The sequence below is a fragment of the uncultured Methanobrevibacter sp. genome (assembly GCF_902784195.1).
In the GTDB taxonomy this organism is placed as follows: domain Archaea; phylum Methanobacteriota; class Methanobacteria; order Methanobacteriales; family Methanobacteriaceae; genus Methanobrevibacter.
The window spans coordinates 435511-448986 of record NZ_CACZTX010000001.1 but is presented as its reverse complement, the minus strand read 5'-3'; the positions used below and the strand labels follow the sequence as shown (position 1 = coordinate 448986).

At 31.6% G+C, this 13476-nt stretch carries 13 protein-coding genes; 10 read left to right on the top strand and 3 right to left on the bottom strand.

All coding sequences use genetic code 11. The features are described from left to right. Positions 1–101: 101 nt before the first annotated feature. The gene (locus tag QZU90_RS02030; protein WP_295607588.1) at positions 102–1091 is read right to left on the bottom strand and encodes an rRNA adenine N-6-methyltransferase family protein; all 990 of its coding nucleotides are present in this window, start codon (positions 1089–1091) and stop codon (positions 102–104) included. Positions 1092–1419: 328 nt separating this feature from the next. On the opposite strand from QZU90_RS02030, the gene QZU90_RS02025 reads away from it, so the two are divergent. The 10 genes from QZU90_RS02025 (at position 1420) to QZU90_RS01980 (ending at position 12238) form a co-directional block, all read left to right on the top strand. Next, positions 1420–1932, top strand: coding sequence for a hypothetical protein (locus QZU90_RS02025; RefSeq protein WP_295607590.1), 513 nt, complete (start codon positions 1420–1422; stop codon positions 1930–1932). 312 nt (positions 1933–2244) lie between these two features. Then, positions 2245–3441: an NAD(P)/FAD-dependent oxidoreductase gene (locus tag QZU90_RS02020; protein ID WP_296855230.1), complete on the top strand. Its 1197-nt coding sequence runs from the start codon at positions 2245–2247 to the stop codon at positions 3439–3441. A gap of 397 nt (positions 3442–3838) precedes the next feature. Further along, a complete protein-coding gene (locus tag QZU90_RS02015; protein WP_296855228.1) occupies positions 3839–4624 on the top strand; it encodes a TlyA family RNA methyltransferase in 786 nt (261 codons plus the stop codon). A gap of 274 nt (positions 4625–4898) precedes the next feature. Beyond that, positions 4899–6926 carry a ferrous iron transport protein B gene (gene feoB, locus QZU90_RS02010; protein WP_295607602.1) on the top strand — a complete coding sequence of 676 codons (2028 nt, stop codon included), beginning with the start codon at positions 4899–4901 and terminating at the stop codon, positions 6924–6926. Between the two features lie 78 nt (positions 6927–7004). Then, positions 7005–7214, top strand: coding sequence for a hypothetical protein (locus tag QZU90_RS02005; RefSeq protein ID WP_295607604.1), 210 nt, complete (start codon positions 7005–7007; stop codon positions 7212–7214). A 71-nt stretch (positions 7215–7285) separates the two neighbouring features. After that, on the top strand, positions 7286–7909 hold the full coding sequence (locus QZU90_RS02000) for a metal-dependent transcriptional regulator (protein ID WP_295607607.1): 624 nt from the start codon (positions 7286–7288) through the stop codon (positions 7907–7909). Between the two features lie 37 nt (positions 7910–7946). Continuing rightward, a complete protein-coding gene (locus QZU90_RS01995) occupies positions 7947–8642 on the top strand; it encodes a HisA/HisF family protein (RefSeq protein ID WP_295607609.1) in 696 nt (231 codons plus the stop codon). 126 nt (positions 8643–8768) lie between these two features. Beyond that, positions 8769–8948 carry a hypothetical protein gene (locus QZU90_RS01990; RefSeq protein WP_296855224.1) on the top strand — a complete coding sequence of 60 codons (180 nt, stop codon included), beginning with the start codon at positions 8769–8771 and terminating at the stop codon, positions 8946–8948. 159 nt (positions 8949–9107) lie between these two features. Beyond that, a complete protein-coding gene (locus QZU90_RS01985; protein WP_295607615.1) occupies positions 9108–9491 on the top strand; it encodes a helix-turn-helix transcriptional regulator in 384 nt (127 codons plus the stop codon). Between the two features lie 65 nt (positions 9492–9556). Then, on the top strand, positions 9557–12238 hold the full coding sequence (locus tag QZU90_RS01980; RefSeq protein WP_296855222.1) for a cation-translocating P-type ATPase: 2682 nt from the start codon (positions 9557–9559) through the stop codon (positions 12236–12238). Between the two features lie 100 nt (positions 12239–12338). Here the strand turns inward: QZU90_RS01980 and QZU90_RS01975 are convergent, their stop codons facing one another. Beyond that, complete coding sequence (locus QZU90_RS01975) at positions 12339–12905, bottom strand: sugar O-acetyltransferase (RefSeq protein ID WP_296855220.1); 567 nt, start codon at positions 12903–12905, stop codon at positions 12339–12341. 77 nt (positions 12906–12982) lie between these two features. Then, positions 12983–13405, bottom strand: coding sequence for a hypothetical protein (locus tag QZU90_RS01970; RefSeq protein WP_296855218.1), 423 nt, complete (start codon positions 13403–13405; stop codon positions 12983–12985). Between the last annotated feature and the right edge of the window lie 71 nt (positions 13406–13476).

The window sequence follows — 13476 nt, the reverse complement described above, 5'->3', positions numbered from 1 at the left end:
ATATTTTATTCCTTTTTTTATTTTTATTTCTTTTTTTTTTTTATTTTTATTTCTTTTTTTTAATCTTATTCTTTTTCATTTTTACTCATTTTTCCAAAATTTTAGATCCAACTAATAAATCTATATTTTTCAGAAAAAATTGCATGTTGTGTTTTTAATCCTTTAGAGGTATATGAAAATATGTCTATATCATTTTCTTTTAACAATTCTTTAGTATGGTCCATAGTGTTTCTTTCACCTTTTCTTTCATAATCATCAATTATGATTATAAAATCATCTGCTAGATTGGATGGAATCATTTGCCATATATTTGATCTTGAATAATCTAAAAGTTCATTTTTTCCATCTTTTACTATAAACCCTCTTGGACCGTCGATAATGATTAAATCGTATTTTTCATCTTCAACAATTTTTGAAATGTCTTTAAAACGGAGATTGATTGTGTTATTATATTCAAATGTTTCCACATCAAGGTTAAGTATTTGTATATTTTCTGAGATCTCTAGATTTTTAGAGAAATTTTCTATCCAAGTTTCATCACTTTCCAAGACTGTTAATTTAGCATCGTTAAAATATTTGGCATATTGGGAGGTTAATTTAGTAGTTTGCCCTAAACCCATTTCTAAAATATTTTTTGGCTGTGCATCATTTAAAATACGATATAATGAATACATGAATGAGTAATTTGCAGCAGAATTAACCAATGAAAAATTTCTTTCTTTTAACCATTCTGAGTTTTTTATTGTATCATTAAATACAAAAGCATATTTAAGTTCATTATTGATTATTTCTTCTGAATGATTAATATTCATTAAATCATTTTTGAGTGAATTTAAATTTTTATTCATCTCACCAATTTCATGGCTGTATTTTTTATTAAGTTCACGGATATCATGATTATATTTTTTATTAAGCTTTTCAGTCTCTTTGCCGTATTTTTCATTTAATTTTTTTATTTTATTTTCATAATTCTTTTCATCACTCTCTTTTTCCGCTATCAATTCTTTATTTTCTTTTTTTAATTTTTCAAAATTGGTTTTGTAATAATTATAACTATTGCTTTTGGATAAAATTTTATTCATTATTTTCATTTGATGCACCTGATTATTCACGTAATAATGTTTTTTGTATTGATTTTTATATTGGGAAAAATATGGGGTTTCTTAATAAAATATAAGTTTTCTAATATATAAATAGTTAATTTTGTTAATTGTTAAGTATAAAAACTATTTTATAAAAAATTCAATATTTCATTTTTTATTTAAAATATGAATATTTTTTAATTATTTTACATTTCTATTATTAAAATAGTATTAATTATTAATATTGATTAACAATTTAATAATTATTTTTAATATTTTAAAACATATATATAATGAAAGATTAATATATCTATAACAAAAACTTAAGGTTGATAATATGAATAAAAAATTATTTGCTCTATTGGTTGTAGCGATTATAGCTATTGTTAGTATAGGGGCGGTCAATGCTTTTGATCTTGGAAGTCTCCTGGGTGGTGGAAATACAGTAACTGTGGATGGAGTCAATTTCAATGTTCCTGATGGATTTGAAGAAGTTGTAAGAAACACCACAACAAAATATAACAAGACTGTTGATAATATAGCTTATTTCTCAGAGATAAAGAATTATAAAAAAGATAATGATACACTTTCATTAAGCGTTTCTAAAAACCCTAGCCATAAGGCAACTGATGACACAGCTCGTCATTATGGGGGGAATAGTGAAACCATAAATGGAGTTGCTGGTTATTTGGAGTATCACCCTCAAAATGTAACCAGATTTGTAAGCGGTAATTACATTTATACCATTACAACTTATCCGTACTATACTTTTGCATATGCAAAAGATGATAAATTGGTTGTTGTTTCAGCATCTGAAAAAGAATTTATATCTGATGCAGTAAAGGCTTAATTTTTATTTTAAGTATTAACTGTGGGTTTAAATGATTAAACCCATAATTTTACTTTTTTTAACTTTTTTTTAATAATTTTACTTTTTTTAACTTTTTTTAATAATTTTATTTTTTTTAATTTTATATTTTATAATGGGGCTGTTTTTAATTAGTTTCCACTTTACATTCTTTTAATTTTTATATATGATTTTAGCATGTTTAATGGATTAAATTTCTAAAAATTTAAATATTACATTTTCTTAATTATTATATGTTCTAAATTTTAGATTAGGGACTTTAGTTAAAAAAATTTATTGGTTTTGATGATAATTATGATGGAAACTGATGTTTTAGTAATTGGTGCAGGTCCTGCTGGCTCTGCTGCAGCTAAACATGCTGCTTTAGGAGGGGCAAGCGTAATATTGATAGATAAGAAGTCAGAAATAGGGACTCCTAAAAGATGTGCAGAAGGCATTTATGACCATGGGCTTAAATGGCTTGAGATTGAACCGAATCCACAATGGGCTGTTCAGAGAATCAATGGGGGAGCTATTATTGCACCGGATAAAACAAGATTGACTCTTGATGAGACAGTGCTGCCAGAAAAGGGATATGTCATTGAAAGGAAGGTCTTTGATAAGTATATGGCTATGGATGCTGCAAGAGCAGGTGCTAAAATAATGGTTAAGACATTAGCAAAATCCATTATGAAAGATGAGGATTCCGATGGTTCATTTTATGTAATTGACTGTGAACATATGGGAGAAATCATTGAAATAAAGGCTCGCATAGTAATTGCTGCAGATGGTCCTGAATCTCGAGTGGCCAAGGCATTTGGCATAAACTCCACTAAAAAGCCACAGCAAATGATGTCTGGAGTTCAATATGAAATGGTTGGAGTCGATTGTGAAAGGATGGACTTGGTTGAGCTTCATTTAGGCGCTTTTGCAAATGGTGGCTATGCATGGGTATTTCCAAAGGGAGATGACATTGCAAATGTTGGCATTGCAATATCTTCAGCAAGCAAAAGGCCAGCCATTGACTACTTAAATGAATTCATTGAATCATATCCTCCTTTGAAAAATGCAAAGGCAGTTGAACTGAATGTTGGTGGAGACCCAATCGGAGGTTTGATTGGCCAAATATGCAGCGATAACCTATTGGTTTGCGGTGATGCAGCAGGTCAGGTAGATCCTATCACTGGTGGTGGAATAATTTTGGGCATGCTTGGAGGAAAGACTGCAGGCCAAGTGGCAGCTAGAGCTATAAGGGACAAGGATTATTCAGCAGAAAGACTTAAGGAATATGAAGTATTGTATGATGAATACACTCAAGGTGCTATTCCTAAATTAGCTATTGCCCATGAGGTATTTCTTTCTTTAAGTGATAATGATTTGAATCAGATTATTCATGCTTTCGTCGGGCTTGATTACAGGAATATGGCTCCAAAGGACATTTTAAAGGTATTTTTAAAAATATCTCCTCGTCTTGCCTTGAAGTTTACAAAGTTGTTTAAGATTTTATTTTAAAGCCATGATTTAATTTTTTATTCTATTATTTTTTTTACATTTTATTCAAATCAATTAAAATTTATTATTTTTCAAGTAAACTTTATATACTATAAAGTATAAAATATGTTTAAGGGTTCATTCTCTTTATTTTTAATCTTAGCTAGTATTTTTAAACACAATATGAATAAGAAAAGAGATGAATTCTCTTTTCTTTTTCTCCCCCATTTTATTTTTTTATTCATTCATTCTATCTGATTTTCCAGTTTATTTTAATCATTCCCCCTTTATTATTTCTATTATTGCCCTATTCTGATTTTCATAATCAATTATTTTTACATACATCAGTTTTAATATATACAATAAACAAATTATTATTATTGGTAAAAATTTAAGGATTTTCTATATCGGTGTTTAGATGAAAGAAAGATTGGATAGATATTTAGTGAATAATAATTTTACATATTCCAGAACTAAAGCAAAGGAACTGATCAAATCTGGGTCTGTAAAGGTAAATGACAATATAATGACTAAAGCAAGTTATAGCGTTAAGGATAATGATAAAGTCGAAATTATCGATAGCAGTTCCATTAAGTATGTATCAAGAGCAGGATTAAAGCTTGAAGGTGCTATAGAATCATTTAATTTGGACTTGAATGATAAAAGCGTTATGGACATTGGGTCATCTACTGGAGGATTTACAGACTGCTCCCTAAGGAATGGTGCAAAAAGGGTGGTTGCAATTGATGTTGGAACTGATTTGATGGCAAATTCATTAAGGAATGATGGAAGGGTTGAACTTCATGAGCAATTGAACTTCAAGAATGCTCCAAGCAATCTCTTTGATGGCATAGATATTATAGTATCTGATGTGTCCTTCATTTCCTTAAAGCATATTATAGATAGGATATCCTTGGAGGATGAGGATTTTGAATTGGTATTTCTCATAAAGCCTCAATTTGAATGTGGTAAGGAAATAGCAGATAAATTCAAGGGGATCATCAATGATAAGGAAGTTCATAAGGATGTAATTCTTGATATAATTGCTTATTTTAAGAAATATGGATATAACATAATTGATTTGGATGTTTCAAAAATTCAAGGTAAAAGTGGAAATATTGAGTATCTTGCCCATTTCAAAAGAACTGAAGATGCAACTAATATTGATATAGAAACAATTGTAAATAAGGCATTTTTTAAATAAGGTTAATATTGTCCTTTTTTAATATCCTCTCACTTTTTTTAATATTAATAATAATTATAGAAATATTTATATAATTAGGAAATAAAATTATTATTTAGGTTTACCTAATTTCTTTTTAACTTATAAATAAATCTAATTTTTTACATATATACATTATTAACTAAGTAAATTAAAAATAGATTTATATCATCTGGTTTTGTTCAATATCGATGGATAAAATTAGTTTTAGGTAAAGATTATTAAGTAGTTTTATTCAATTTTTGAGAAGGTAAAAATGGGGAAGGATACTAATTCTAAGATTGATTCAGAGGATGATAAATCAATCAATAATGATAAAGCATACTACAAAAACGTTCTTTTAATAGGAAGTCCTAATGTAGGGAAGAGTTTAACATTCAATAAATTGACTGGTATGACTGCAATGGTTTCAAATTACCCTGGAACCACAGTGGATATCGATGAGGGTAATTTCACCTATGATAACAAGACAGTCCATATAACTGACCCTCCAGGACTTTATGATTTAAATACAATCACAGAAGAGGAAAGAGTAGCTAAATTGTTGGTTTTAGATGAACAGTTTGACTTGATGGTTCATGTAGTGGATGCTAAGAACATTGAAAAGTCAATTGACCTTACTTTGCAGTTGATTGATGCAGGAAAAGAAGTGATTTTAGTTTTAAATATGATGGATGAGCTTGAAAAGATTGGGGCAACTGTTGATGCTGAAAGCTTGTCACATGAGCTCGGAATTCCTATTGTCTTGACTGCTGCTGCAGAAAACAGGGGATTGGAAGAATTAAAACATACAATCGTCAACTATGATTCAATTGAAAATCAAATATTAAGCGAATCAAAAACTTTTTTGGATGTAGACTATGGAAGGTCTATTGAAATAGCCATTTCTGAGATAAAGAATAACATTAAGGGATCTTATCCGGTTTCTAAAAGATATTTGGCTGTTTCTCTCCTTGAAGGTGATGAAGACAGTGAAAACCTTGTAAAAGAGAAGGAAGATTATGCTCTCTTATCAAAGATTATTGATGCTCAAAAAGCCAAGTTTGACCAACCGGTCAAGTATCTGACAAAACTTAGGCTTGCTGATTATGCTAAGCACATCAAATCAAACTACACAACAATAGATAGTGTAAATGTTCAGGATAAGGATAGCTTAGGTGAAAAATTAAGCAGAATAATGATTCATCCGATTTACGGACTTATCATACTTGCTTGTGTACTTTACTTTGGCCTTTATTTGATAGTTGGAGTGCTTGGAGCAGGCATTCTTGTAGACTTTTTGGAAAATACCATTTTTGGCCAGTACATTAACCCTGCAGTGACTGCTGTTGTTGTTCAGTATATTCCTTGGGTACCGATTCAAAACCTATTTATTGGTGAATATGGTATCGTCACCCTTGGTTTAACCTATGGATTCGGGATTATCCTCCCTATTGTATCACTTTTCTTCATTGTATTTTCAATACTTGAAGATAGCGGATACCTTCCAAGGCTTGCTCTCCTAGTGGATAATGGGTTTAAAAAGATAGGTTTGAGTGGAAGAAGCGTTATTCCATTTGTGCTTGCAGTTGGCTGTGGAAGTATGGCAACAATGGTGACAAGAACACTTGAAACAAGAAGGGAGAGAAACATTGCTACAATGCTTATGGCTCTTACAATTCCTTGTTCTGCACAATTGGGGGTTATTATGGCACTCTTATCCCAACATCAAAATGCCATTTGGATTTGGTTTGCTGTAATCCTATTCAACTTTGTAGTCATTGGTTTCCTTGCAAAAAGATTTGTTCCAGGGGCACAGCCAAGTTTCTTTATGGAATTGCCTCCTTTAAGATGGCCTAAATTGTCCCATATCGCTAAAAAGACTTGGACACGTCTTGTAATGTATATCAAGGAATTGATTCCAATTTTCATATTGATCAGTGTAATCATTTGGGCTCTTGACTTATGCGGAATATTCCAATGGATCATTGCATGCATCAGCCCTGTAGTCAATGCAATTGGCCTTCCTACTTCAACAAGTTCCTCATTTGTGCTCGGATTCTTTAGAAGGGACTTTGGTGCTGCAGGACTTATGACAATTCAGAATCAATTGACAGGAGTTCAATTGCTTGTTGCTTCTGTAACATTAACTTTGTTCTTGCCTTGTGTAGCTCAATTGATGATTATGATTAAGGAAAGAGGTGTTAAGTTAGCTGGTTTGATTGCTGTAATGAGCATAGTTCTTGCATTTACAATGGGTTTTATCGTAAACTTCATATTGACTAGCTTGAATGTGGTTTTATAATTATTTAGGATTTAATCTTTTAGATGTGGGTTTATAAGAATATGATTTTAACGTTTTTAGATGGATAGGGGCTTTGAAATGGAAGAGAATGATAAAAAAGATCAAATAGTAAAATGTGAATTCTGCGGTTTCACATTTCAAAAGTGTGATGGAATAAGCTGTGATTCATGCCCTATCAATTGCAAAACAGTTAAATGTCCCAATTGCGGATATGAGATTCTGCCTGAATCCAAATCATATAAGTTTATAGAAGACAGTTTTAAAAAGATTAAAAGCATGATTAAATAGTTTCTAACAATTTGGTGTTTAAAAAGATTAAAAGCATGATTAAATAGTTTCTAACAATTTTGGTGTTTAAAATGGAAAAAAGTGAAATTGAACATTATTTGCGTGATATTTGGGTTAGAGAATTTGAAAAGGAAGAGAAATTGGTCATTGATGAATTTAATAAGGAAGATATTGAATTATTGGCTAAGAAGGAATATGTCAAGATTGATGATGGCTTTGTCAACTTAACTGAAAATGGAGAACATTTGGGAAGATCTTTAGTTAGAAAACATAGGATTGCAGAAAAGGTAGTGGCAGACTTGTTTTTAGCTGACATGGATGAAATGGAAGAGCTGGCAGACCAGATTGAGCATGTAATGAGTGAAGAGGTTGAAGACAATATATGCAGAATCTTGGGAAACCCTGAAAACTGTCCTCACAACAATCCAATTCCTAAAGGAGATAGTGATAATGATTTGGGAAACGAGTATTCATTGCCTTTAGTTTCTTGTCACAGTGGAGAATCCGGTGAAGTTTCACACATCAAAACAGAAGATGCTCGTAAATTAAGAAAAATCATGAATTTAGGGCTTATTCCAGGTTCCAGGATTTGTCTAATTCAAAAGTTCCCTAACTATGTGTTCCAATTGGGAAACACTCAATTGGCTGTAGATAAGGAATTGGCTAACGAAATATTTATAAAATTAGATGAATAATTTATAATTATCAAAAATATGGTATGATGGTGAAAATATGTTAGAGATTATTCCTGTTTTAGATTTAATGAATTCTGTTGCTGTATCTGGTAAAAGCGGCAATAGAGACACTTACACCCCTTTACAAACTATTTATGCATCTTCATCTGACCCTGTTGAAATAGCTAACTCATTAAAAAGGGCAAATGCAAAAGAGATGTATATAGCTGATTTGGACCTTATCGAAAGGAATGGGAATCATAATATCTATAAGATAAAGGAAGTCAATACCATTTTGCCTGTTATTGTGGATGTAGGTGTAGATAATCTTGAAACATTTGAATTCATGCTTGATTTTGCTTATAAGATTATTGTAGCTACTGAAACACTTGAATCAATTGAAGAGCTTGAGAAGATCTTTGAAAAGTATCCTAAGGAAAGAATTATCGTAAGTGTGGATGTGAAAAACAATGAACTCTATACTAAACATATGGATTTGGACTTGGAAGGATTTAAGGAAGTCTTAAGAAGAATTGACCCTAATGAAATTATTTTGCTTGATATTTCATCAGTAGGTACAGAAGCCGGTTTCAATAAGGAATTGTTTGAAAAATTTGATGAATTCAAGGATAAAATAATTTTAGGGGGAGGAATCACTAAAGATGAAATTCCTCTAATCAATGAATTAGGAATTAAAAAGGCTTTAGTAGGGACTGCTTTACATAAAGGAGAAATAGATATTACAATTTTCTAATAATTCTTCTTTGTTTTAATTTAATAATTTTTATATTTTCTTTTTTTAGCTATTTTTTTCTGCTTAAATTTAAATATTAAATTAAATAAATTATTATATAATTGAAAAAAGTATTTATGTGATATAATGGCAAATGGATTTATTATTATATTTTCTCATATCTTACCCTTAATATTAGGATTTTTCAGTATTTTATTAATCATTAATGGAATAATGGATGAACAAAAGCATATTGCTGCTTTAGGCATAGGACTTTTCCTTCTTGCAGCCATAGGCCCATTCTTTATTTTACCATTTTTCATATAGTTAAATTTTTTTAACTCTTTTCTTTTTTTCTATTTTTTCTACTTTTTATTAATTTTTAGCATTTTTCAATATTTTTTTAATAACATATCATAATATCATGATATGAAAACATTTAAATATGTTGACATGTTATACTATTATTATAAAAAGGTGTTCCAAATGAAAAATCAAAATTCACAAAATGAAGAAAATAAACATGATGATATGTGTGAAATATATCATCCCCATGAAGATTCAATAGAAAGAGCTAAAAAGCATATCTTGGCTGATGATGAATATTCTGACCTTTCAGAGTTCTTTAAGATTTTTGGAAATCCTACAAGGCTTAAGATAATTTCCCTTTTGAGCTATGAGGATTTATGTGTATGTGACATATGCGAATCATTAGGATTGAATCAAAATGCAGTGTCTAATCAATTAAGGATATTGAGGGCACATAATATTGTTAAATTTGAGAAAGAAGGAAAACAAGCCAGGTATTCATTAACTGACCTTCATGTTGAAATGATTTACAAGATGGGTTTGGAACACTTGAATGAATAATAACTTTTGGATATTCTTCAATTAAATTTTTTATTTTATTTTATTTTATTTATTAAGGTGTCAATATGGTAGAAAATAAATGTTATGATCCTGATTGTAATGAAGAGGAATGCTTTAATCCCGAACATTACAATTATATTTGTTTTGATCCTGACTGCAGTGATGAAAAATGTATGAATGAAAAGCATTACAATAAGCAGTTATTGAAGGATTATCAGAAAAGCACTGATTTAAGTGTTTTTGATCATAGAGAAGAGATAGATTATGATGAAGATGTTGATATAAGTCTTTGTGGATGCCCTGATTGTGCAGATGATGACCATGACCATGATCACGACCATCATCACGACCACAGCCATGAGCATAATCATGACCACAGTCATGGTCACGAACATGAGCATGGACATGAGGAAGAAAAACATGATGAGTCCTGTCGCTGTGGATGTGAAGATGATGACTGCCATGATGAAGAAGATGACCACGAGCATCATCATGACCACAATCATAATCATCATCATGAGCATGAAGAAGAATCTTGTGGTTGTGGTTGTGATGACGATGATTGTCATGATGAAGATCATGAGCATCATCATGAGCATGGACATGAGCATAATCTTAAAATAGTGGAGAATTCTTGTGAAGACCCTGATTGTGATTGTCATGACCATGGCCATAATCATGAACATGACCATCACCATCATGGACATGAGCGTCATCATGACCATGACCACGATCATGAGCATGAGGATGGAACTTGTGGTTGTGGTTGTGATGACGATGATGACGATTTCTCTCTATGCGGGTGCCCTGATTGTACAGATGATGAAGATAAAGAGGAACATGAAGAGCTTATAGCAGAAGGAAAACCTCTTATTTACAATAGGCCAATTCAAATCATGGTTTCAAGTGGAATACTCTTTATAGGGGGACATATACTTGAATGGTTATCCTTTGACCATACAATTGTAACCATAATATACATGCTTGGAGCACTTATAGCAGGTTATGAAATAGCTATTCTTGCATATAAATCCCTTGTAAAACGTCATACTGTCGGTCCAGCACTTCTTGTAGTGATTGCTTGTATCGCTTCATTCATAATAGGCCATGGGGAAGAGGGTGCAGCTGTAGCATTATTATATTACATAGCGGAATTCTTGGAAGACTTGGCTGAGCATAGAGCAAAACGTTCAATCAAATCATTGGTTGAATTAGCTCCAGAAACTGCAAGGGTAAAAGTTGAAGATGGAGAGGAAGTCCGTAATGTTGATGATGTCAAAATCGGTGAAATTGTAGTTATAAGGCCTGGAGACAAAGTTCCTTTGGATGGAAATATAGTTTCAGGTATTTCTTCAATCAATCAGGCATCCATTACCGGTGAAAGTCTTCCTGTAACCAAGACTGTTGGGGATGAAGTCTTCTCAGGTACCGTTAATGAAGACGGGTATTTGGAAATGGTTGTAACAAAAGAAGCTAAGGATTCAGTTATTTCTAAAATTGTAACCCTTGTTAAAAGGTCTCAATTGAATAGATCAAACACTGAAACTTTGGTAGAACGTATTTCCAAGTATTACACTCCATTGATGATTGTAATTGCAGCTTGTGTGGCGTTCGTACCTCCCTTGTTCTTTGGACAAAACCTTGTGGACTGGGTTTACAAAGCACTTTCAATTATGGTAATCTCATGTCCTTGTGCATTCCTGATTTCCACTCCAATCGGTATGGTGTCAGCTATCACTTCAGCTACCAAAAAAGGGGTGTTAATCAAAGGAAGTACCTATGTAGAGGAAATGCGTAATGTAAAAGCGGTAATTTTCGATAAAACAGGTACCTTAACAGAAGGAAAACTCGAATTAAGTGACATCAATGTATTGAATGATGATTATGCTGAAGATGAAATTGTCAGGATAGCTGCTTCATTGGAGAACAGTTCATCTCACCCTATAGCAAATGCGATTGTTAATTATGCTACATTAAATGATATAGAGTTTGAGGAAATTGAGGACTTTAAGAATGTTCCTGGAAAAGGCATTATAGCTAATGTTGAAGGAAAACAATTCTATGCTGCAAATGAGTCTTTAATTGAAGGCAGTGAGTTTAACATTTCCCAAGAAGAAATTAATCAGTTCTCTGCCGAAGGTAAAACAGTTGTCTTCATTGGTGATGAGGATGGAGTTATTGCAAGCTTAACAGTTGTTGATAAGATTCGTGACAATGCTCCAGATGTAATCAAGGATCTTAAGGAACAAGGTGTAAAAACCATTATGTTAACTGGTGACAATAAGATTGCTGCCAAGAAAGTTGCTGATGAAATCGGACTGGATTATGTCTACTCCAATCTTTTGCCTGAAGATAAGCTAAACATTCTTGACACTATCCGTAACAAGTTTGGTGATGTGGCTATGGTTGGTGACGGTATCAATGATGCACCTGCATTGGCACGTGCAAACATCGGTATTGCAATGGGTGCTGCAGGTTCCGATGTAGCTATTGAAACCGCTGATGTGGCTCTAATGCAGGATGACATTAGTAAGTTGCCTTACCTATTCAGTTTAAGCCAAAAGACAATGAATATTATTAAACAAAACATTTCACTATCCATTTTCGTAAAGGCTCTCTTTGTAATCCTTGCGATATTAGGTTTAATTACTTTAATGACGTCTGTTGGTATTGGTGACCTGGGATTAACTTTGGTGGTTATACTTAATTCATTTAGGATTGCTAGAGTGAAAGATCCATTATTTTAGAAAAACTTTGGTTAAGTTAAAACTTAACCTATTTTTTATTTTTATATTTTTCCTCTTTTTAAATCATTTTTTAAATCATTTTTTTTTATTATTTTTTTAATCAATCAATATCATTTTCCAATTTTTTAACAACTCTCGCAGGAACTCCAAGTGCAAGGGAATTGTCAGGAATGTCTTTGCTGACCACTGCACCAGCACCAACAACCACATTATTTCCAATGGTCACTCCAGGAAGAATTGTCACATTTGCACCTAACCATACGTCATTTCCAATTCTGATTTCAGAGGCCTGTGCCAAATGGTCTCGTCTTTTTTTAGGGGATAATGGATGGCCAACTGTTGTTATAGTAGTATTTGGACCAATCATTACATTATCTCCAATGTAGACTTCTTTGATGTCAAGTATTGTCAAGTTGAAGTTTCCAGTAAAATTGTTGCCGATGAAAATGTTTTTGCCATTATCAAAGCAGAATCGCTTTGCAATCCATACCTTTTCACCAACAGAACCTAAAATCTCGGATAATACCTCATGCTGTTTGTCTAAATCATCTTCTGCGAGAGAATTAAATACGTTTGCATTTTCTATGGCATGCAATTTCATCATTGAAATATCTTCATCGTCATAACAATATTCCAATCCAGCTTGCATTTTCTCAATTTCTTTCATTGATTAATCCCCGTATTATTGGTTAATTTCTTATTTTTTATAATTTTTTTATAATTTTTTTTATATGATAATGTTCTCTAATCAATCAGATTATCTATTTTCTCAAAAAGTTCATGATAGTTTTCATAAAGATTCTTGAATTCTTCATCGTTTTTAGACATTAAATCTATTTTAATCTGTTTATCATTTTTAGAGAATTCAACTTGTTCAGATTGTTTGTTCTCAAATGTATCAATAATCAATGATTTAATTTCATTGTATCGGTCTTCAGTTAAATTGTACATTCTGCTATGATTTAATATGTTCATTGCATGAATAAGTCCATTTTCTCCATTATCAAGGCAAGAAGAGAGTCTGATTTTGGTATTCATATAATAAGGAGCTTCTAATTTGTCTCTACGAAGTACAATTGAAATTCTTGATATCACATGATCATCATTGACGTTTTCATTTAGGAATTTAATCAATTGGAATTGTTTTATATTTGCATTATTATTCATGAAAGTCATGTTAATATATTATTTTTAAAAATATTTAAGTTTAGTGAAGTAAGAGATTTTTTCATGTGTTC

Coding starts and splice junctions, on each gene's coding strand:
- QZU90_RS01975 (WP_296855220.1), bottom strand. CDS start 12,905: ATGAAAGAAATTGAGAAAATGCAAGCTGGATTGGAATATTGTTATGAC.
- QZU90_RS01980 (WP_296855222.1), top strand. CDS start 9,557: ATGGTAGAAAATAAATGTTATGATCCTGATTGTAATGAAGAGGAATGC.
- QZU90_RS01985 (WP_295607615.1), top strand. CDS start 9,108: ATGAAAAATCAAAATTCACAAAATGAAGAAAATAAACATGATGATATG.
- QZU90_RS02015 (WP_296855228.1), top strand. CDS start 3,839: ATGAAAGAAAGATTGGATAGATATTTAGTGAATAATAATTTTACATAT.
- feoB (WP_295607602.1), top strand. CDS start 4,899: ATGGGGAAGGATACTAATTCTAAGATTGATTCAGAGGATGATAAATCA.
- QZU90_RS02025 (WP_295607590.1), top strand. CDS start 1,420: ATGAATAAAAAATTATTTGCTCTATTGGTTGTAGCGATTATAGCTATT.
- QZU90_RS01990 (WP_296855224.1), top strand. CDS start 8,769: ATGGCAAATGGATTTATTATTATATTTTCTCATATCTTACCCTTAATA.
- QZU90_RS02000 (WP_295607607.1), top strand. CDS start 7,286: ATGGAAAAAAGTGAAATTGAACATTATTTGCGTGATATTTGGGTTAGA.
- QZU90_RS01970 (WP_296855218.1), bottom strand. CDS start 13,405: ATGAATAATAATGCAAATATAAAACAATTCCAATTGATTAAATTCCTA.
- QZU90_RS02005 (WP_295607604.1), top strand. CDS start 7,005: ATGGAAGAGAATGATAAAAAAGATCAAATAGTAAAATGTGAATTCTGC.
- QZU90_RS02020 (WP_296855230.1), top strand. CDS start 2,245: ATGATGGAAACTGATGTTTTAGTAATTGGTGCAGGTCCTGCTGGCTCT.
- QZU90_RS02030 (WP_295607588.1), bottom strand. CDS start 1,091: ATGAAAATAATGAATAAAATTTTATCCAAAAGCAATAGTTATAATTAT.
- QZU90_RS01995 (WP_295607609.1), top strand. CDS start 7,947: ATGTTAGAGATTATTCCTGTTTTAGATTTAATGAATTCTGTTGCTGTA.